20 protein-coding genes and 1 riboswitch are annotated in these 18,590 nt (G+C 62.9%); of the genes, 10 read left to right on the top strand and 10 right to left on the bottom strand.

Annotated elements, in window-relative coordinates; all coding sequences use genetic code 11:
* Positions 1-65: 65 nt before the first annotated feature.
* Genes AACO21_RS12365 through AACO21_RS12350 form a run of 4 tightly spaced genes read right to left on the bottom strand, consistent with a single transcriptional unit; the run spans position 66 to position 2,425 of the window.
* Positions 66-887 (bottom strand): uracil-DNA glycosylase, encoded by an 822-nt coding sequence (locus tag AACO21_RS12365; RefSeq protein ID WP_346192829.1) that lies wholly within the window; start codon positions 885-887, stop codon positions 66-68.
* Complete coding sequence (gene rimI, locus AACO21_RS12360) at positions 884-1,345, bottom strand: ribosomal protein S18-alanine N-acetyltransferase (protein WP_346192828.1); 462 nt, start codon at positions 1,343-1,345, stop codon at positions 884-886. Before rimI ends, AACO21_RS12365 begins: the two co-directional genes overlap by 4 nt.
* The gene (gene tsaB, locus AACO21_RS12355) at positions 1,342-2,034 is read right to left on the bottom strand and encodes a tRNA (adenosine(37)-N6)-threonylcarbamoyltransferase complex dimerization subunit type 1 TsaB (RefSeq protein WP_346192827.1); all 693 of its coding nucleotides are present in this window, start codon (positions 2,032-2,034) and stop codon (positions 1,342-1,344) included. Before tsaB ends, rimI begins: the two co-directional genes overlap by 4 nt.
* Positions 2,035-2,086: 52 nt before the next feature.
* A complete protein-coding gene (locus AACO21_RS12350; RefSeq protein ID WP_346192826.1) occupies positions 2,087-2,425 on the bottom strand; it encodes a hypothetical protein in 339 nt (112 codons plus the stop codon).
* A gap of 165 nt (positions 2,426-2,590) precedes the next feature.
* Here AACO21_RS12350 and ompR point away from each other — a divergent pair, with 165 nt between their 5' ends.
* Together ompR and AACO21_RS12340 are read left to right on the top strand one after the other, a co-directional pair.
* On the top strand, positions 2,591-3,316 hold the full coding sequence (gene ompR, locus AACO21_RS12345) for a two-component system response regulator OmpR (RefSeq protein WP_346192825.1): 726 nt from the start codon (positions 2,591-2,593) through the stop codon (positions 3,314-3,316).
* A 27-nt stretch (positions 3,317-3,343) separates the two neighbouring features.
* On the top strand, positions 3,344-4,648 hold the full coding sequence (locus tag AACO21_RS12340) for an ATP-binding protein (RefSeq protein ID WP_346192824.1): 1,305 nt from the start codon (positions 3,344-3,346) through the stop codon (positions 4,646-4,648).
* A gap of 218 nt (positions 4,649-4,866) precedes the next feature.
* Here AACO21_RS12340 and AACO21_RS12335 read toward each other — a convergent pair whose 3' ends face one another.
* From AACO21_RS12335 to ispD, 3 genes are all read right to left on the bottom strand, one after another.
* On the bottom strand, positions 4,867-5,022 hold the full coding sequence (locus tag AACO21_RS12335) for a DUF3149 domain-containing protein (RefSeq protein WP_346192823.1): 156 nt from the start codon (positions 5,020-5,022) through the stop codon (positions 4,867-4,869).
* A gap of 395 nt (positions 5,023-5,417) precedes the next feature.
* Positions 5,418-5,900 carry a 2-C-methyl-D-erythritol 2,4-cyclodiphosphate synthase gene (gene ispF, locus AACO21_RS12330; protein WP_346192822.1) on the bottom strand — a complete coding sequence of 161 codons (483 nt, stop codon included), beginning with the start codon at positions 5,898-5,900 and terminating at the stop codon, positions 5,418-5,420.
* Positions 5,897-6,583 (bottom strand): 2-C-methyl-D-erythritol 4-phosphate cytidylyltransferase, encoded by a 687-nt coding sequence (ispD, locus tag AACO21_RS12325; protein WP_346192821.1) that lies wholly within the window; start codon positions 6,581-6,583, stop codon positions 5,897-5,899. The genes ispF and ispD overlap by 4 nt, the downstream gene beginning before the upstream one ends.
* A 41-nt stretch (positions 6,584-6,624) precedes the next feature.
* Between ispD and AACO21_RS12320 the strand changes: the two genes are divergently transcribed.
* The 8 genes from AACO21_RS12320 to AACO21_RS12285 all read left to right on the top strand — a co-directional run bounded on the left by AACO21_RS12320 (position 6,625) and on the right by AACO21_RS12285 (position 16,354).
* On the top strand, positions 6,625-7,884 hold the full coding sequence (locus AACO21_RS12320; protein ID WP_346192820.1) for an MgtC/SapB family protein: 1,260 nt from the start codon (positions 6,625-6,627) through the stop codon (positions 7,882-7,884).
* A gap of 9 nt (positions 7,885-7,893) precedes the next feature.
* The gene (gene amrB / locus AACO21_RS12315; protein WP_346192819.1) at positions 7,894-9,267 is read left to right on the top strand and encodes an AmmeMemoRadiSam system protein B; all 1,374 of its coding nucleotides are present in this window, start codon (positions 7,894-7,896) and stop codon (positions 9,265-9,267) included.
* 47 nt (positions 9,268-9,314) lie between these two features.
* Positions 9,315-10,409 (top strand): AmmeMemoRadiSam system radical SAM enzyme, encoded by a 1,095-nt coding sequence (amrS, locus tag AACO21_RS12310; protein WP_346192846.1) that lies wholly within the window; start codon positions 9,315-9,317, stop codon positions 10,407-10,409.
* Positions 10,406-10,999, top strand: coding sequence for a hypothetical protein (locus tag AACO21_RS12305; protein ID WP_346192818.1), 594 nt, complete (start codon positions 10,406-10,408; stop codon positions 10,997-10,999). Before amrS ends, AACO21_RS12305 begins: the two co-directional genes overlap by 4 nt.
* A gap of 76 nt (positions 11,000-11,075) precedes the next feature.
* Positions 11,076-11,334: riboswitch (cobalamin riboswitch) on the top strand.
* A 122-nt stretch (positions 11,335-11,456) separates the two neighbouring features.
* On the top strand, positions 11,457-13,553 hold the full coding sequence (locus tag AACO21_RS12300; RefSeq protein WP_346192817.1) for a TonB-dependent receptor: 2,097 nt from the start codon (positions 11,457-11,459) through the stop codon (positions 13,551-13,553).
* Between the two features lie 50 nt (positions 13,554-13,603).
* On the top strand, positions 13,604-14,386 hold the full coding sequence (locus AACO21_RS12295) for a transporter substrate-binding domain-containing protein (protein WP_346192816.1): 783 nt from the start codon (positions 13,604-13,606) through the stop codon (positions 14,384-14,386).
* Positions 14,387-14,477: 91 nt separating this feature from the next.
* Positions 14,478-15,110 (top strand): uracil phosphoribosyltransferase, encoded by a 633-nt coding sequence (gene upp, locus AACO21_RS12290; RefSeq protein ID WP_346192815.1) that lies wholly within the window; start codon positions 14,478-14,480, stop codon positions 15,108-15,110.
* Positions 15,110-16,354 (top strand): uracil-xanthine permease family protein, encoded by a 1,245-nt coding sequence (locus AACO21_RS12285; protein WP_346192814.1) that lies wholly within the window; start codon positions 15,110-15,112, stop codon positions 16,352-16,354. Before upp ends, AACO21_RS12285 begins: the two co-directional genes overlap by 1 nt.
* A 59-nt stretch (positions 16,355-16,413) precedes the next feature.
* Here the strand turns inward: AACO21_RS12285 and AACO21_RS12280 are convergent, their stop codons facing one another.
* From AACO21_RS12280 to eno, 3 genes are all read right to left on the bottom strand, one after another.
* Positions 16,414-16,884 (bottom strand): peroxiredoxin, encoded by a 471-nt coding sequence (locus AACO21_RS12280; protein WP_346192845.1) that lies wholly within the window; start codon positions 16,882-16,884, stop codon positions 16,414-16,416.
* Positions 16,885-16,974: 90 nt separating this feature from the next.
* Complete coding sequence (gene ftsB, locus AACO21_RS12275) at positions 16,975-17,259, bottom strand: cell division protein FtsB (protein WP_346192813.1); 285 nt, start codon at positions 17,257-17,259, stop codon at positions 16,975-16,977.
* A gap of 12 nt (positions 17,260-17,271) precedes the next feature.
* Positions 17,272-18,555 carry a phosphopyruvate hydratase gene (gene eno, locus AACO21_RS12270; RefSeq protein ID WP_346192812.1) on the bottom strand — a complete coding sequence of 428 codons (1,284 nt, stop codon included), beginning with the start codon at positions 18,553-18,555 and terminating at the stop codon, positions 17,272-17,274.
* Positions 18,556-18,590: the final 35 nt, after the last annotated feature.

Genomic DNA, 18,590 nt, shown 5'->3' with positions numbered 1-18,590 from the left:
CGCCCTGCAGCCTGAATGAAAACGGCCTCCACATCGGGAGGCCGTTTTGTTTTCGGGGATGTTCTTTAGAAAGGCAGCGCCGGGTCTTGCCGTGCCGCCAGGGTGCGACGGGCCAGGAGCAAATCTTCCCAGGCCTTGGCCTTGTCCGGCAGGTTACGGAGCAGATAAGCCGGGTGATAGGTCACGACGACCGGAATACCGGCATATTCAAACTGGCGGCCGCGCAAGCTGCCCAGGGGCTTGTCGTCCTGCAGCACCGAATGCACCGCCGCCTTGCCGAGCAGGACAATGACTTTGGGTTTGAGCAAGGCGATCTGGCGGGCCAGATAGGGATGACAGGTCGCCATCTCGGCCGCCTCGGGCGTACGGTTGCCGGGCGGGCGGCATTTCACGGCATTGGCAATGTAGACCTTCTTGCCTCGTTCGAGATCGATGGAAGCCAACATGGCGTCGAGCAATTTGCCAGCCTGACCGACAAAGGGTTCGCCCTTCACATCTTCTTCCGCACCCGGCCCTTCACCGATGAACAGCCAGTCTGGCTGAAGATCACCAACCCCCAGCACCGCTTGTTTGCGTTGCTGGCACAGGCCGCAGGCGCGACATTCGGCCACCGCCCTGGCCAAATCAGGCCAATCCAGGTGGTCGACCGTCGGCGTAGTGGTACCTGTACGCGCCGCTACAGTTGTGGGCACAAGGGGCTCGGTCTGCGCTGCAGGCCCATGCCGTGGCGGCACATCAGCGATGACGGAAGGGGGAGCGACAACCTCGGGGGCCGTGACAGCCTCATCGCACGCCATCTCGGACAACTCGGCCGGCGCGGGGTCTCGCAGTACCCAGAGCGGGGTGATCCCCATTTCGTGCAACATCTGCTCGCGACTCAGGCTCATGCGAGTTCCTTGTCAAAGATGAGGGCATCTTCACGGCCTGTTTGTGCCGGATAATAGCCTTTGCGTCGCCCGATCTCACGAAAGCCGAAGTGGCGATACAAGGCCACGGCACGGTCGTTGGAGGGACGCACTTCAAGAAACAGCCGGTGGGCACCGTGGCGTTGCGCCACGGTCATGACATGACGCAACAGGCGCGCACCAAAGCCCTGGCCGTGCAGACGGGCATCGACCCCGATGTTGAGCAGGTGCGCCTCATCCAGCACGACCATGACCACGGCAAAACCGATCAACTGGCTTCCGCTGCGCAACACCCAGACACTGTGTCCGGCGGTCAGCGAATCGGCAAAATGGCCTTGGGTCCAGGGGAATGCCTGGAGATGCGCTTCCAGTGCAGCCACCTCATCGAGGTCCCGGGCGTGCATGGGCAAAAACTCCGGCGCCGCCAGCTCAAAACTCATGCGCGCCCGCCTTCACTCAGTCGCTCGGCCACTGTTTTGGCAACTTTGTCGCGGATATACAGCGGCGCTGCCAAGGCCGCATCAATCCCCTGCCCGGCCTGCAGGCGCGGCAAAGCCAGACGGGCAGCGACGCTGGCCAGCGGCAAGGTGATTCCGGCGAGATGATGAATGCCGGCGGCGTCCAGGCGCTCGCCGAGCGCCGGATAAACCGCCAGCGCATTCCCGACGGCCAGCCAGCCCGAGCCTTCCGGGACGGGGACAGCCTGCGGCGGGACAACCTGAATGTCACCCTGCTGCCGATACGTACCGGCCTGCCGCTGATAGGCTGCAACATAAACCTCACCCATGCGTGCATCCAGGATGGAGAGCACCGCATCCTGCCCGGATTGCTCGGCCAGGTTTTCCAGACTACATACCGGGACCAGCGGCAGATCGGCCGCCGTGGCCAAGCCCTGGGCGACCCCGCAGGCGACGCGCAAGCCGGTAAAGGCGCCGGGGCCCACGCCGAAGGCAATGCCAGCGAGTTGGCTGAAGGTCAGGCCGGCTTCGGCCAGCAATTCCCGGATCAGGGGAAGCAGGGTTTCGGAATGCGGACGACCTGTCGGGCAGGTACGCTCAAGGCACTGGTCACCGATCAACAGGGCGCAGCTACCGAGTTCGGTCGAGGTTTCGAGGGCAAGAATAGGCATGGCCGTCATTTTACCGGAGCTGATCCGGCTCGGCGCATGCGATGTGGGCGGTTCAGCGCTCGTGGCGCCAGTTGCCCCGTCCCCCGCCGGGAGGCGGCCGGTCGTAATCCGGCCGCCGGGGATGATGCTCGCGGATTTCCTCGCGCATCTGCTGGCGCATCTGACGCCGGTCTTCAGGCGGTACTTCCTGCCAGCGCCGGGGCGGTGGCGCATCCATGTCGCGATGATGGTCCCGTTCCTGCCATTGTTCGCGCATTTGCTGGCGCAACTGGCGGCGCTCCTCGGGCGGGAGGTCGCGCCAGCTCACCTGTGCGTGCGCCAGCGGGCTGGCCAACAGCACCAGCATCAGGCAACAACAGGAAAAACGCGAGAAAACGGAGACGGCAGACACGATGATCAGGAGAAAACGGCAACGGATGTATTGTCTCCCCCGGCGGAGCGCAATGCGGATGCAATTGTAAGGGAATGTTTCCATCTGCCGACAAGCAAGCATTTGTTACCATTTGCCTGCGTTGTGGCCTGCCCATCCCAGATCAACCGGTTTATCCTTGCCCGCATGAACGACACTCACCAGCACATTCTCGTCGTCGATGACGATGCCCGCCTCCGCGATCTCCTGACGCGCTATCTCACCGAGCAGGGATTTGAAGTGAAGGCGGTGGCCGATGGCCAGCAGATGGACAAGGCCCGGGCCCGCGAACATTACCATCTGATCGTGCTCGATCTCATGATGCCGGGCGAAGACGGCCTCAGCATCTGCCGTCGCCTGCGTGGCCAGGGCGATACCACGCCCGTCATCATGCTGACTGCCAAAGGCGACGAAGTCGATCGCATCGTGGGTCTTGAAATGGGCGCGGATGACTACCTGCCCAAACCCTTCAACCCGCGCGAATTGCTGGCCCGCATGCATGCCGTGCTGCGCCGTCAGGGCAGCCGCCCGCCGGGCGCGCCGGATGATGCCCAGGAATGCATCCGCTTCAGCAATATCGAAGTCGACCTGGCTGCCCGCACCCTCAAGCGCGGTGACGAGATTGTCTCGCTGACCACCGGCGAATTTGCCGTGCTGAAAGTCTTGTTGCAGCACCCGCGCCAGCCGCTGTCACGCGACAAGCTGATGACCCTGGCGCGTGGCCGTGAGCAAGGCCCCTTCGACCGTGCCATCGATGTTCAGGTCTCGCGCCTGCGCAAGCTGATCGAGCCGGACCCGGCACAGCCGCGTTATCTCCAGACGGTCTGGGGCTTCGGCTATGTGTTCGTGCCGGATGGCAGCACGCGCGACTGACCGCTGTCGATTGCATCGCCGCCCCTCATGCCGCGCACCCTGCTGGCCCGCACCTTCCTGCTGCTCGCCCTGCTCGTCCTGCTGACCACCGCAGGCTGGCTCAGCCTGTTCCGCTACATGGATGCCGAGCCGCGGGCGCGGGAAATTGCCCAATTGGCAAGTTCGGCGGTCAACCTGATCCGGGGCTCGCTTTTTGCTGCCGCACCCAAGAAGCGGCCAGGACTCTTCCGCGAATTCATGACGCGGGAAGGCATTCGCCTGCTGCCGGCCGAGCCGGAGGACCAGATCGAGGACATGCCGGAGTCGCGCTTTCACCGTTTGCTCCAGGCCGAACTGGAAAAGCGTCTGGGGCGCGACACCCGGATTGCTGCGGCAGTCGATGGCGTGCCGGGGTTCTGGGTCAGTTTTCGCCTCGACGACGGCGATGACGAAGCCTACTGGCTGATCCTGCCCAGCGAACGTGCTCAGCGGAATGTCACCAACCACCTGCTGAGCTGGGGCGCCCTGGCGATCACCCTGGCGCTCGCCGTCGCCTGGCTGATCGCCTCGCGTATCAGCCGGCCATTGAAAGCCATGGCGCAGTCTGCAGCCACGGTCGGGCGCGGTCAGACGCCGCCGCCGCTGCCAACCGATGGCGCTGATGAGTTGCGCGAACTGGCCACGGCCTTCAACACCATGGCGAGCGACCTTGCCCGCCATGAAAAGGACCGTTCGGAAGTTCTGGCCGGCATCTCGCACGATCTGCGCACCCCGCTCACCCGACTGCGCCTGGAAGCCGAAATGAGCATGCCTGACCCGGCAGCCCGCGATGCCGTGGTGGCCGACATCGAGCAGATGGAAGCCGTGATCTCGCAATTCATGGATTACGCCCGCGCCGATCAAGGCGAAAATCGGGTGCCTGTCGATCTGAATGCCCTGCTGGCCACACTGGTCGATCGCCAGCGCGCAATCGGCCGCCCCTGCCCGGCCGAACTTGCCCTCTTGCCCGAAATACTCGGCGCGCCCAAGTCCATCGGCCGGGCGCTGAGCAATCTGCTCGACAATGCCTGGAAATACGGCGGCGGCATGACTGCCCTGCGGGCAGCGACGGTCAACGATCAAATTTGCATCGAAATCGCCGACGCCGGCCCCGGTATTCCGGCCGATCAGGTGGAGCGCATGAAGCGTCCCTTCACCCGGATGACCGATGCGCGTACCGATGCCAACGGTACCGGCCTGGGCCTGGCCATCGTCGACCGCATCATCCGCCAGCATGGCGGCCAGTTGCATCTCCTCGCCAATCCAGGCGGCGGCTTGCTGGCCCGTATCGTCATTCCTGTCACGCCCCAATAAGCGACCTTCAAGGCGACGCCGTCAACGAAAAAACGGGCTGAGCCCGTTTGCGTGGAGCAGGCCGGCGACTTCCTGCTGTTCCTGGCTGAATTCCGTTGGGAGGAGGTCATCGGCACAGCCTTGGGATGCCATACCGAAAGGGGGAAATTCAAGCGGACGGAAACAGCCGGAAGTCGCCTTCCTTGACGCCTTGGGCGTGAGCCCGAAGTCGGAGGCGATCAGTGTGCCGTGGGAGGCAGAACATCCTTCGGCGGTGCATCCTTCATGTGCTTCGTGACGTAGCTGGCGATGTACCAGCACATCACAAGGATGAAGCCAATCGTGAAGAGGCTGAGCAAACCGATATCCGAAGTAAACAACAACTCCCATGCCATGATGATCTCCCTGTGTTGATATTGTCCGGCGCCCCGAGCGGGGGCCGATGAACCTATCGCAAGGGCTATGCCAGCCGGGTTGTCATGCATCGGCGGCAACCGCATGGATTGCAAGCTTTTGTTTTTATGGGTGTTTAAATTGCTTATTCGGTGTGTTGCAAGGGAATGCCCACTTCAGCACCCCCGGTGAGGCCCTGCCTACATCAAGATGCCGCCAGAAATGTCCGACACACCGACAAAATCGGCAGAGCCTACGCCCGTTGCGCGATGGGCTGGCTGAAGGGGCGATCTCGCCCCCGCGCGGGCCAGCAAAGGCTGGCAGCACATCGCGCAGCATTTCCGGTGGCGGGAAGGCAAAGAAGCGTCGGGCGCGCCCGCCTGCCAGCGGACAATACTTAGCCGATTTTCTCGACGAGCACGACGGCCTGGGCTTCGATGGCTTCTTCGCGCCCCAGATAGCCCAGCTTTTCGTTGGTCTTGCCCTTGATATTCACGCAATCGAGCCCGATCCCCAGATCTGCCGCCACATTGGCCACCATGGCGGCGGCGTGCGGTGCCAGCTTGGGTTGCTGGGCAATCAGGGTGGCATCGACGTTGACCGGCGCCCAGCCGCGTTCGCGCAGCAGGGCCACCGCCCCACGCAGCAGGACACGGCTGTCGGCCCCTTTGAAGCGCGGGTCGGTATCCGGGAAGTGACGACCGATATCACCCAGCGCAACGGCGCCGAGCAGCGCATCGGTAATCGCGTGCAGCAGGGCGTCGGCATCGGAATGTCCGAGCAGGCCGGTGGCGTGAGGAATCTCGACGCCGCCGAGAATCAGTTTGCGGCCTTCAACCAGCCGATGGACATCGTAGCCCTGCCCGATGCGGAAATTCATTTGCGTCCCCTGAGAATCATGGCGGCCAAGGCGAGGTCGGCCGGATAAGTCACCTTGAGATTGGTCGAATCGCCGCGCACAAGGCGGGGCGTCAAGCCGGCCGCCTCGATGGCGCCGGCCTCGTCCGTCACGTCGCGATGGTTTTGCAGGGCGCTGCACAGTTGACCGTAGCGGAACATCTGCGGGGTTTGCGCCTGCCAGAGGCCGTCGCGCGGCTCGGTCGCGGCCACGCGCTGCTCGGCATCGGCCCGCTTCAAGGTGTCGGCCACCGGCACGGCGAGAATGCCACCGACCGGATCGTCGGCCAGTTCGCGGAACATCGCGTCGAGCATCTGCCCGCTCAAACACGGTCGGGCCGCATCGTGCACCAGCACCCAGTCATCCTCAACAGCGACCATGGCGGCCGCCTGCAGGCCGTTATGTACGCTCTCGGCGCGGGTCGCGCCGCCGCAACGCACGGTTTCGAGCTTGAGGCCGAGGACGGACCAGTCGTAACGCGGCCAGTAGGGATCGTCCGGCGACAGGACGACCCACACCCGTTCAATCTCGGGGCAGGCGGTCAACGCCGCCAGGGTGTGAAAAATCAGGGGGCGACCAAGGAGGTCGAGGTATTGCTTCGGTTTGTCGGCACCGAAGCGGGCGCCGGTTCCGGCAGCGGGAACGATTGCGTAATGGCGTGGCATGGCTTAATTTTACTAAAAACCTCGTGGAGGCGCGGCATTCGATGAGTTTCATCGTTCCTGAACTGGCAGTTCCCCTGGAGGCATTTGCCACCTCGCTCGGCATCGGCCTCCTTATCGGCATGGAACGCGAACGGCGTCCGGATGCCGCAGCCGGCTTGCGCACCTTTGCCCTGATCGCCTTGCTCGGTTGCCTGTTTGCGCTGCTCGGCGAACGCACGGGTGGTGGTCCCTGGATGCTGGCGGTCGGCCTGCTGGTCGTGACCGGGACCATGGTGGCCTCCAATTTTTCCTCACAGCAGGAGGAGCAATTCCGCGGCTTCACGACCGAGGCCGCCATCATCGTGACCTATGGCCTGGGGGCTGCGATCTGGCACGGCTACACCACCCTGGCCGTCATGCTCGGCATTGCCACGACCACCCTGCTCTATTTCAAGGCCGAACTGAAACAACTAAGCGAACGCACCACCCCGAAGGACATCAATTCCATCCTGCAGTTTGCGGTGCTTTCACTGGTCATTCTGCCCATTCTGCCGAGCCAGGATTTCGGCCCCTACAGCGCAATCAACCCGCGTCAGATCTGGTGGATGGTGGTCCTCATTTCCGGTCTGGCGCTGGCCGGCTATCTCGCCTTGCGCATCATCGGTGCCCGTCACGGTGCAGCGGTGCTCGGCATTTTCGGCGGTCTGGCCTCGTCGACCGCAACGACCATGATGTTCTCCCGGCACGCGGCGGAACACGGCCATCTGGTACGCATGTCGGCCATCGTCATCCTGATTGCCAACGTGATGGTGATGATCCGCCTGGGCATCGTGGCCAGCGTTGTCGCACCCAGCCTGATCGGCCCACTGGCCATGGTCTTCGCCTGCGGCATCGTGCCGGGCGTGGCCATGGCCCTGTATGGCTGGAAGGAACTCGCCGAGGCAGGCGAACTGCCGATGCCGGAAGTGAAGAACCCGACCGAACTGAAAACCGCCGTCTCCTTCGGCCTGCTCTACGCCGTCGTGCTGCTTACGGCGGCCTGGTTGCAGGACGTGGCGGGCAACAGCGGCCTCTATATCGTGGCGCTGGTCTCGGGCCTGACCGATGCCGATGCCAGCGTGCTGTCCACGCTGCGCATGTTCAATCTGGACAAGGTGGCGGGTACCGAGGCGGTGATCGCCGTCACCCTCGCCCTCGTTGCCAATCTGATCTTCAAGATCGGCCTGGTACTCAGCATCGGACGCGGACCGCTGGCCCGTCCGGCCCTGCCCGGCCTGCTCGCCATCGGCGCCGGGCTTGGCGTGGGCCTGTTGTTCATCTGAGGCATCCCCATGACTGCCATTCGCCCTCCTGCCGTGGCCGGCAGCTTTTATCCCGCTGATGCCATCCAACTGCGCAACGAGGTCGATGCCCTGCTCGACGCAGCACCGGCGGTCTGGTCAACGCCGCCCAAGGCCTTGATCGTGCCGCATGCCGGTTACCGCTATTCCGGTGCGACGGCAGGACGCGCCTATGGCGGTTTGCGCCCTTGGGCGAAACAAATCCGCCGCGTGGTCCTGCTCGGCCCGCTGCATCGTGTGTTTGTGCGCGGCTTGGCCTTGCCGGCGGCCAGCCATTTTGCCACTCCGCTCGGCACGATCGCGCTCGATCAGGCGGGCTTGGCGGCGCTGCAGCGCGCGCCGTGGGTGGTGGACAGCGCGCTGGCCCATCAGCAGGAACATGCGCTGGAAGTGCATCTGCCTTTCCTGCAACGGGTGCTCGATCACTTTGAGCTCCTGCCGATCGGCGTTGGCGAGATCGCGCCCGACACCTTGGCCGAGGTCATCGAAACCTGCTGGGGTGGGCCGGAAACCCTGTTCGTGATCAGCACCGATCTGTCGCACTACCTGCCGGCACCGGCAGCCGAGGCCCAGGACGCCCGTACGCGCACCCGCATCCTCAACCTCGCGACCGATATTCAGCCGGCAGAAGCCTGCGGTGCCTATCCGCTCAATGCATTTCTGCACACGGCGCGACAACGGGATCTGCATATCGAGGCGATTCATCACTGTCATTCGGGGGATACCGGCGGCAACATGGCACGCGTTGTGGGCTATGCGGCGTTTGCGCTCTTCGAGGCAGCGCCCGCGCCGGCTCAGACCAAGCCCCCCGCCGCCGACAACGCACTCGGCATCGCCTTGCTGCAACGCGCCCGTCAGGCGATCAGCGCACAGTTACAGGGTGCGGCCTTGCCGACGGTCGACCTGCCTGAGCTCGCCCAAATCGGCGCCACCTTTGTCACACTGACCCGCCACGGCCAGTTGCGCGGCTGTATCGGAAGCCTGGTGCCACACCGCACACTCGCGGATGACATTACGCACAATGCCCTCGCCGCGGCTTTCCGCGACCCGCGCTTTGCCCCGATGAACGCGGCGGAATGGGCGGACACTCAGGTCGAAGTTTCCCTCCTGGGACCGGGCGAGCCGCTGACTTTCCGGGACGAAGCCGATGCGCGGGCGCAGTTGCGCCCCGGTATCGATGGCGTCATTCTGAGCAGCGGCTGTCATCGCGCCACTTTCCTGCCTCAGGTCTGGGCCCAGCTGCCCGATCCGGCCGACTTTCTCGCGCACCTCAAGCAGAAGGCCGGGCTGGCACGCGACGCCTGGCCGGCAGACCTGACGCTGGCACGTTACCCGGTGGAAAAATGGCGGGAAAAACGCCGTTGACCGTCGCCGATCCGGCATCGGGCATGACGGGGCCGCCGACCTCGCCGATGACCGGCGGCACCGATGCCCATCCCGCGCGCTGGTGGCATGCATTGGCGGATGGGCGCATCCAGTGCGATCTCTGTCCGCGTGACTGCCAGTTGCACCCCGGCCAGCGCGGCGCCTGTTTCGTGCGCCAGCACCAGGATGGCCGGATGGTGCTGACGACCTGGGGGCGTTCCTCCGGTTTCTGCATTGACCCCATTGAAAAGAAGCCCTTGCATCATTTTTATCCCGGCAGCAGCGTGCTTTCCTTCGGGACGGCGGGCTGCAACCTGACCTGCAAATGCTGCCAGAACTGGGATATCTCGCGCGCCCGCGACATGGATCGCCTGATGGACAGCGCCACACCCGAGGCGATTGCCAGCGCTGCCGTGCGCCACGGGGCTGACAGCGTGGCCTATACCTACAACGACCCGGTGATCTTTGCCGAATACGCGCTGGATACGGCAGAGGCCTGCCGCGCTCGCGGCATCCGTAACGTGGCGGTCACCGCCGGCTATCTCCACGCCGAACCGGCCCGGGCGTTTTTTAGCCGGATGGATGCGGCCAACGTCGATCTGAAATCATTTTCCGATGATTTTTACCGAAGTCAGTGTGGCGGCCGTCTTCAACCCGTGCTCGATGTGCTGAGCTACCTGCATCACGACACTGCATGCTGGCTGGAAATCACCACCCTGCTCATTCCCGGCCTCAACGATCGTCCGGACGAAATTCGTGCGCTGAGTCAATGGATTGCGCAAGCGCTGAGCCCGGACATTCCGCTGCATTTCACCGCCTTTCACCCCGACTGGCGCTTGCGCGACCGGCCCAACACGCCCCTCGCCACCCTGCAAGGCGCTCGCCAACTGGCGCGCGAAGCCGGCCTTCAGCATGTCTATCTCGGCAATGTGCGCGATCCGGAAGGCGGCGTGACGCACTGCCCACACTGCGCGCAAACGCTGATCCGCCGTGACGGTTATACAATTCAGGACTATGCGCTGACTGCCGACGGCACCTGCCCGCATTGCCAAACCCCGCTGGCCGGGCGCTTTGGCGCGCAACTCGGGCATGCCGGCCAGGCGTTCGGCGCACGCCGCATCCCCATTCGCCTGCAATCATGAACCGCACCCTGATTCGAAACACCCCCTTGGGTTCCCTGCATGGCAGTCTCGATCTGCCGGATCAGCCGCGCGGGCTGGTCTTGCTGGCCCGTGCGCATCATGCACCGGTCGACGCCTGGATCACGGCCAATCTCGCCGCCCGCCATTTCGCGGTGTGCAGCATGGAACTGCTGACAGCCCAGGAAAGCCGTTTTGCCGATGCCACCCAGAACGTGCCCAAACTGACCGAGCGCCTGCTGGATCTGCTCGACATGCTGCGCCACGATGGCGATACCGAGTCCCTGCCGCTGGCGATTTTCGCGTCCGGCGACGCCTCACCGGCCGCGCTCCGTGCTGCAGCGCAGCGTGACACCCAGGTCAAGGCACTGGCCTGTCATGGCGGCCTGATCGATCGGGCCGGCTTGCAGGCCCTCAAACTGCTGGCGGCACCGCTCTGCATGCTGCTCGATACCGGAGACGAGCCGGCAAAAACAGCCTCGGAGCGCGCCTTTCCCCATCTCGCCGTGGCCCATGAATGCCACCTCCTGACGCCGGGTGAAGACCCGGTCCTGCGCACCGCCGCCTGGTTCAATCTGCATCTCTCGCGCTGAAGCACGGCATTGCATCGGCATGGGCAAACATGCCCGATCCTGATACAGTGCGGGCCTCGCTACCGGGAAATACCGGCGGCGAAACCTCGCTACAGGTTCCTGGATACCCCGGTATCCAGGTGAAACGGGAACAGGGTGCGCGTTGATCGCAAAGCCCTGGCTGCCCCCGCAACGGTAAGCAGGACAAAGCAATATCATGGTGTGATTGCCTCTAGAGCAAGGCACCGGCCACTGGGTGTTACGTGTCAGATACGCCCGGGAAGGCGATATTGCCGGCATCGTTTTGAACGATGCGCCTGCCAGCCCGGAGACCGGCCTGTCGTGATCAGGTCGGCGGTCAACGGCTGCCGATGCCTTAAAACAGACCGTCTGCGGGGATGCAGAAGGCTGCGGGTGCACAAGTTCCCTTGTGTGCCGCAGTGAATGCCGGGCGGACGGTCCTTGTTGGAACAAGCTGATGATTTACCGCTCATTCACCCCCACCCTGGTTGCCGCTGCCCTAGCCTGCCTGGGCCATGCGCACGCCGCCGGCATTCCCACCTTGCAGGAAGTTTCGGTCACCAGCGGCAGCCAGAATCTGACCGGCATTGCCGACTCGGCCAGCGAGGGCACCGTTACCGCCAAACAACTGGCCAATCGTCCCTTGTTGCGCCCGGCGGAAGTTCTCGAGGTCGTGCCCGGCATGATGGTGACCCAGCACTCCGGTGACGGCAAAGCCAATCAATACTTTCTGCGCGGTTTCAATCTGGATCACGGCAGCGATTTCGCGACGCACGTGATGGGCATGCCGGCCAACATGGTGACGCATGCACACGGTCAGGGTTACATGGATCTCAATTATCTGATCCCGGAACTGATCGGCAACGTCAAATACCGTAAAGGCGTGTATGCCGCGGAGGATGGCGATTTCGCCACCGCAGGTGCGGCCCGCATCGACTATGTACGCAAGCTGGATCAAGCCTTTGTCGACCTCAGTCTGGGGCAAGGCAATTATCGTCGCCTGCTCAGCGCCGGCAGCCATGCGTTCAACGGCATGAACCTGCTCGGGGCGCTGGAAGTGGCCGGCAATGACGGCCCCTGGGATCAGGCAGAACACCTGAAGAAAACCAACGGGGTGGTTCGCCTCAGTTCGGGTACGGCAGCCAACGGTTTTGCCCTGACCGGCATGCTGTATGAGGCCCGCTGGCGCGCCACCGAGCATCTGCCGGCGCGTGCCATCGACAGCGGAGAAATCCCCCGTTATGGTGCCCTTTCCCCCAACGATGGCGGCAAGACCCACCGCTACAGCCTCTCCGGCGACTGGGCACGCACCGAGGCGGATGGCGCGCGCAAGCTCAATCTGTATGTCGTCGACTATGGTTTGAACCTCTATTCGGCCCCCTCCGGGTTCATCAGCGGCGCGCAGGGCGACCAGCACGAGCAGGCCGACCAGCGCACACTCTGGGGCGGCCAGGCCAGCCGCAGCTGGCTGCTCGGCCCGAACTGGCGGGATACCGAATTGACCCTCGGCCTGCAGTTCCGCCAGGACCGGATCGGTAAGGTGGGGCTGTACAGCACGGAGAATCGCCAACGCACCCGCACCGTCCGTGAGGATCGCGTGCTGCAGAGCAACCTGGGCCTCCATATCGACGCCCGTACGCAATGGACCGATTGGTTCCGGACTCAGATTGGCCTGCGGCATGACCAGATCCAAGCCCGCGCCACAGCGCTGGGCGGCGCCAACAACATGGAGAATGGCGGCCAGGAGGGCGCACATCAGACCAGCCCTAAACTGGGCCTGGTTTTCGGGCCATTCCAGCTCCTGGGTGAAACCGAGTTTTACGCCAATACCGGCCGGGGTTTTCATAGCAATGATGCGCGGGGCGCGACGGCACGCATCAACCCTCAGGATGGCAGTACCGCCACGCCGGTACCGCTGATCGTCCGGGCACGCGGCAACGAACTCGGTATGCGAGCGACCCCCTTGCCGGGCTGGCACAGCAACCTCAACGTCTGGCAAATGAATCTCGAATCGGAGCTTGTCTTTATCGGCGACGAGGGGGTGACGGAGCCGAAGGGGGCTTCCCGGCGTCACGGTATCGAGTGGTCGAACCATGTCGTACCGGTTGACGGCTGGATTCTCGATGCTGATCTTGCCTGGTCAAAGGCACGTTTCAAGGATGCCAATGTCGACAATGGCGGGCGCCACGTACCCAACGCCATTCCGCTCACCGCCTCGCTCGGCTTGACTGCGGATCAGGGGGGCAAGTGGTTTGGCGGCGTACGCCTGCGCTACCTCGGCGCCTATGCGCTGGAGGAGACCGGGACGCAAAAATCGACGCCCTTCCTGATGGCGAGCCTGAAAGCCGGTTATCGCGTCGACCGTAACCTGCAGTTCACGCTCGATGTGCTCAATCTCTTTAATCGCAAGGCCAACGACATCGAATACTGGGGCAATGCCTGTACCCGAAACGAGCAAGCCAGTGGCGCCTGTGGCACGGATGGCATTGCCGGTCGCCTGATTCACCCGCTGGAACCCCGCACGCTCCGGCTCGGTATGCGGATCGGGTTTTAAGCGACCAAGCAGGATGAAGCGGCGCACAATACGCTAAGATGCACCCTACCATGCGTATTGTGCGACCCCGCTTTCATCGCCTCTTTGGAGGGCTTGCCTGTTTCTTGTGTTGTGCCGGTGTCCTGGCCCAGCCCTCGGCGGCACTCCCTCCCTTGCAGGCGCTGACTGAATCCTTGCCCCCGCTGAACTATGAGCAGGACGGCAAGGTAATCGGCTTTTCCAGTGAAGTCCTGGACCTGCTGGCCAAGGAAAGCGGACTGACCATCAGCAAAACGCTGTTGCCTTGGGCGCGGGCTTATCAACAGGCGCAGCAAGGCCCCAACAAGATCCTCTATTCCCTGGTCCGTACGCCGGAGCGTGAAGCACTTTTCCACTGGATCGGGCCGATCAGCAAGCGACGCATTTATTTATACCGGCAGGCAGCGCGCACGGATATCAAGCTCAAATCGCTCGACGACGCCACGGCGTACATGATTGGTACGGCCCAGGGATCCGCCGCCATGAACTTCCTGCTGGCGCGAGGCTTCGAAGTCGGCGTTCAGCTCGATCCCGCCCAGGACGATGCGCGCAACATGAAAAAATTCAAGGCCCAGCGCTTTGACTTGTTGCTCTCCCTCGATTGGGCGGCGATGTATAACGCACGGCAAAATGGCATGGACAGCCAGGCGCTCGTGCCCGCCCTGCTCGTCGATGACAGCAATGATTACTGGTTTGGTGTCAGTCTGGGCACCGATCCCAGAATCCTGAGCAAACTGGAATCCGCCATGGCGCGAATCCGCAAGGATGGTCGCCTGCAGGCCCTGGTCCGGCATTACCTCCCGAGCACGCCCTGAGGCGTGCAATTGTGGTTTTCCCGAGCGTGCGCGGCAAGCGGGAATCGGCTACCCTTCGCGCTGTCGAAACCCTTACCTGCCAGGACCCGCCATGCCGGTCATTGAACTCAAACACCCCCTCGTCAAACACAAGATCGGCCTGATGCGCGAAGGCGAGATCAGCACCAAAAAATTCCGCGAACTGACCGCCGAAATCGCCCGCCTGCTGACCTATGAAGCCTGCGCCGATTTCGAAATGGAAAAAGTCACCATCGCCGGCTGGGCCGGGCCGGTTGAAATTGATCAGATCAAAGGCAAGAAAGTCACCGTGGTACCCATTCTGCGCGCTGGACTGGGCATGCTTGATGGCTGCCTCGACCTCATTCCGAACGCCAAAGTCAGTGTGGTCGGCATTGCCCGCAATCACGACACCCTGATGCCGGAACCCTACTTCGAGCGTTTTGTCGGTCAACTGGAAGAGCGTCTGGCCATGATCATCGATCCGATGCTGGCCACCGGCGGCTCCCTGATCGCCACCATCGACATGCTCAAGCGCAACGGCTGCAAGCACATCAAGGCCCTGGTCCTGGTCGCCGCACCGGAAGGCATTGCCGCCCTCGAGGCAGCGCATCCGGATGTGCAGCTTTACACGGCTGCAGTCGATAGCCATCTGAACGAAATTGGCTACATCATCCCGGGCCTGGGCGATGCCGGCGACAAGATTTTCGGCACCAAGGAGGCCTAATGAACCTGCCTTCCACGCACCCTGAGCCGACCTGGCGCACCGCGCTTTCAGGCGCCCAGATTCTGTTTGTCGCATTTGGCGCAACCGTACTGGTGCCCTTGCTGACGGGGCTCAATCCCAGCCTCGCGCTGCTGGGTGCCGGCATCGGTACCCTGATTTTCCAAATCTGCACGAAGCGCCAGGTGCCGATTTATCTGGGCTCCAGTTTTGCCTTCATCGCACCGGTCATCTACTCGGTGCAAACCTGGGGCATGCCGGCCACGCTGGGCGCCCTGGCCTCAGCCAGCCTCTTTTATTACGTGGCCGCAGCACTGGTGAAATGGCGTGGCGTCGGTTTTATCCATCGCCTGCTGCCGCCGGTGGTGATTGGTCCAGTGGTCATGGTGATTGGCCTGGGTCTGGCCCAGGTGGCCGTGAACATGGCGACCGGCAAGGCCGGTGACGCTCAGGTGGTGCCTTACGAAACGGCCATCGCCATTGCGGCCATTTCCTTGCTCGCCACGATGTTGACCGCCATTCGCGCCAAGGGCCTGCTCAAACTGGTTCCGATTCTGGTCGGTGTGGCAGTTGGCTACATCGCATCGCTGTTCGCCGGCATTGTCGATTTCAGCAAGGTCACCGAGGCGGCATGGATCGCGCTGCCCGAGTTCGGCAAGCCGGAATTCAACCTCGCCGCCATTCTCTTCATGATCCCGGTGGCCATCGCGCCCATCGTCGAGCACGTCGGCGGCATCCTGGCCATCGGCTCGGTCTCCGGCAAGGACTACACGGACAGTCCCGGCCTGCATCGCACCCTGCTCGGTGATGGTCTGGCGGTCAACGTCGTCGGCCTGTTCGGCGGCCCGCCGGTCACCACCTATGGCGAAGTGACGGGCGCAGTCATGCTGACCAAAAACTACAACCCGGCCATCATGACCTGGGCTGCCGGCTTCGCCATTCTGATGGCCTTCGTCGGTAAATTTGGCGCCTTGCTCCAGACCATCCCGATGCCGGTCATGGGCGGCATCATGGTGCTGCTGTTCGGCTCCATCGCCGGCATTGGTCTGAAAACGCTCATGGATGCCAAGGTCAACCTGGCCAGCCCGCGCAACCTGTGCATCATCTCGGTCACGCTGGTGACCGGCATCGGTGGTCTGGGCGTGCATATCGGCAGCTTCTCGCTGCAGGGCATCAGCCTGTGCGGCGTCCTCGCCGTGCTGCTGAACTTCCTGCTGCCATCCGGCCCGGACGATCAATCCGCGTAACCTGATCACCCCCCCGGCAACCCAACAACGGCCATCCCGCGCGATGGCCGTTGTGCCGTTCAGGCCTGCATGGCCCGCACAAGGCCAAGCACTTCCATGGCATGGCCCTTGTAATTGACGTTGTAGAGCGCATGCCGGATGCACCCTGCCGTATCGATGATGAAGGTCGAGCGGCTGACCCCGAATTTCTGGACACCATCGACCTCACGGGCCTGCCAGACGCCATATTGCGCGCAGACCTCGCCTTCGGCGTCTGACAACAGTTCGAGCCCGATGCCTTCCTTGTCGCGGAATTCCGCGTGTTTAAGACAATCGTCCCGACTAATCCCGAAAAGCACGCAATTCTGGCGCAGGAAATCCGTCTCGTGGTCCGAGAAATCCGTCACCTCGCGTGTGCAGCACGGGGCGCCATCTTTGGGATAAAAAAAGAGGACGATGGCTTTCTTGCCCACATAGGCAGCGAGATCGACCATCTCCATGTCGGCATCCGGGAGTGAAAACAGGGGTGCCGTATCGCCAGTCTTGAGCAGCATGCCAACCTCCTTGTGCGCGCTGTCTGGGGACCTTCCTGAGAGGGATTCTAGCCGAGGAATTCGGCGACGGTCGACAGCGTGGGAGGCTTATTTTCCGGACGTCTTTTCCGGTATCTGGACGAAGGATTCGTCCTGCTTGATCATGCCCAGCTCAAAGCGGGCACGTTCTTCAATGGCTTCATAGCCTTGCTTCAGATCGCGGACTTCGGCATCGAGGCCCGCGTTCCGGATTTCCAGCTGACGCGTGGCGTCTTTCTGGACCTGCAACTGACGGTCGTAATCCCATACCTTGAGCCAGCCCCCCTTACCCAGCCAGAGCGGGTACTGGAGGAGCCCAATCAGTGCGAGAAGGCCGACCGTCAGCCAGCGCATGCCCTGTGCCGATTAGCGCAGGTTGTAGAAGGTCTCGCGGCCCGGGTAGGACGCGGTATCGCCCAGATCTTCCTCGATGCGGATGAGCTGGTTGTACTTGGCGATACGGTCGGAGCGGGACAGCGAACCCGTCTTGATCTGACCGGCATTCAGGCCGACGGCGATGTCGGCGATGGTGCTGTCTTCGGTTTCGCCGGAGCGGTGCGAGATCACGGCGGTGTAGCCGGCGCGCTTGGCCATTTCGATGGCGGCGAAGGTTTCGGACAGGGTACCGATCTGGTTGATCTTGATCAGGATGGAGTTGGCGATGCCCTTCTGGATGCCTTCCTTCAGGATCTTGGTGTTGGTGACGAAGAGGTCGTCGCCCACGATCTGAACCTTGTCGCCCAGGCGGTCGGTCAGCAGCTTCCAGCCATCCCAGTCGCCTTCGGCCATGCCGTCTTCGATGGAAACGATCGGGAACTGATCAGCCAGGTTGGCCAGGTAGTCGGTGAATTGGGCGGAGGTCAGCTCCAGGCCTTCACCGGCCAGCTTGTACTTGCCGTCCTTGTAGAACTCGGAAGCGGCGCAGTCGAGGGCGAGCAGGACGTCCTGGCCCGGCACGTAACCGGCGTTTTCGATGGCCTGCATGATCAGCTGCAGGGCTTCGGCGTGGCTGCCCAGGTTCGGGGCAAAGCCGCCTTCGTCACCGACGGCGGTGGAGTGGCCGTTCTTGTCCAGGAGCTTCTTCAGCGCGTGGAAAATTTCGGCGCCGCAACGCACGGCTTCGCGGAAGGTGTTGGCGGAAACCGGCATCACCATGAATTCCTGGATGTCCAGGCTGTTGTTGGCGTGCTCGCCACCGTTGATGATGTTCATCATCGGGACCGGCATCTGCATCGGGCTCATGCCGCCGAAGTAACGGTAGAGCGGCAGGCCGGATTCTTCGGCAGCGGCCTTGGCAACCGCCATGGAGACGGCCAGGATGGCGTTGGCACCGAGGCGGGACTTGTTGTCCGTGCCGTCCAGCTCGATCATGGTCTGGTCGATGAAGGCTTGTTCCTGAGCATCGAGACCGATGATGGCTTCGGAGATTTCGGTGTTGATGTTTTCAACTGCCTGCATGACACCCTTGCCGAGGTAACGGGAAGCATCGCCGTCACGCAGTTCGATGGCTTCGCGGGAGCCGGTGGAGGCACCCGACGGCACGGCAGCACGGCCCATGACGCCAGACTCCAGCAGGACGTCGGCTTCAACAGTCGGGTTGCCGCGGGAGTCCAGAATCTCGCGGGCAACGACATCAACGATAGCACTCATGTTTCTTCCTTATTGATCAGAAGGTTGAAAAGAAA

Source organism: Dechloromonas sp. ZS-1 (assembly GCF_039649255.1).
In the GTDB taxonomy this organism is placed as follows: domain Bacteria; phylum Pseudomonadota; class Gammaproteobacteria; order Burkholderiales; family Rhodocyclaceae; genus Azonexus.
This window is presented reverse-complemented; position numbering and strand designations above follow the sequence as displayed.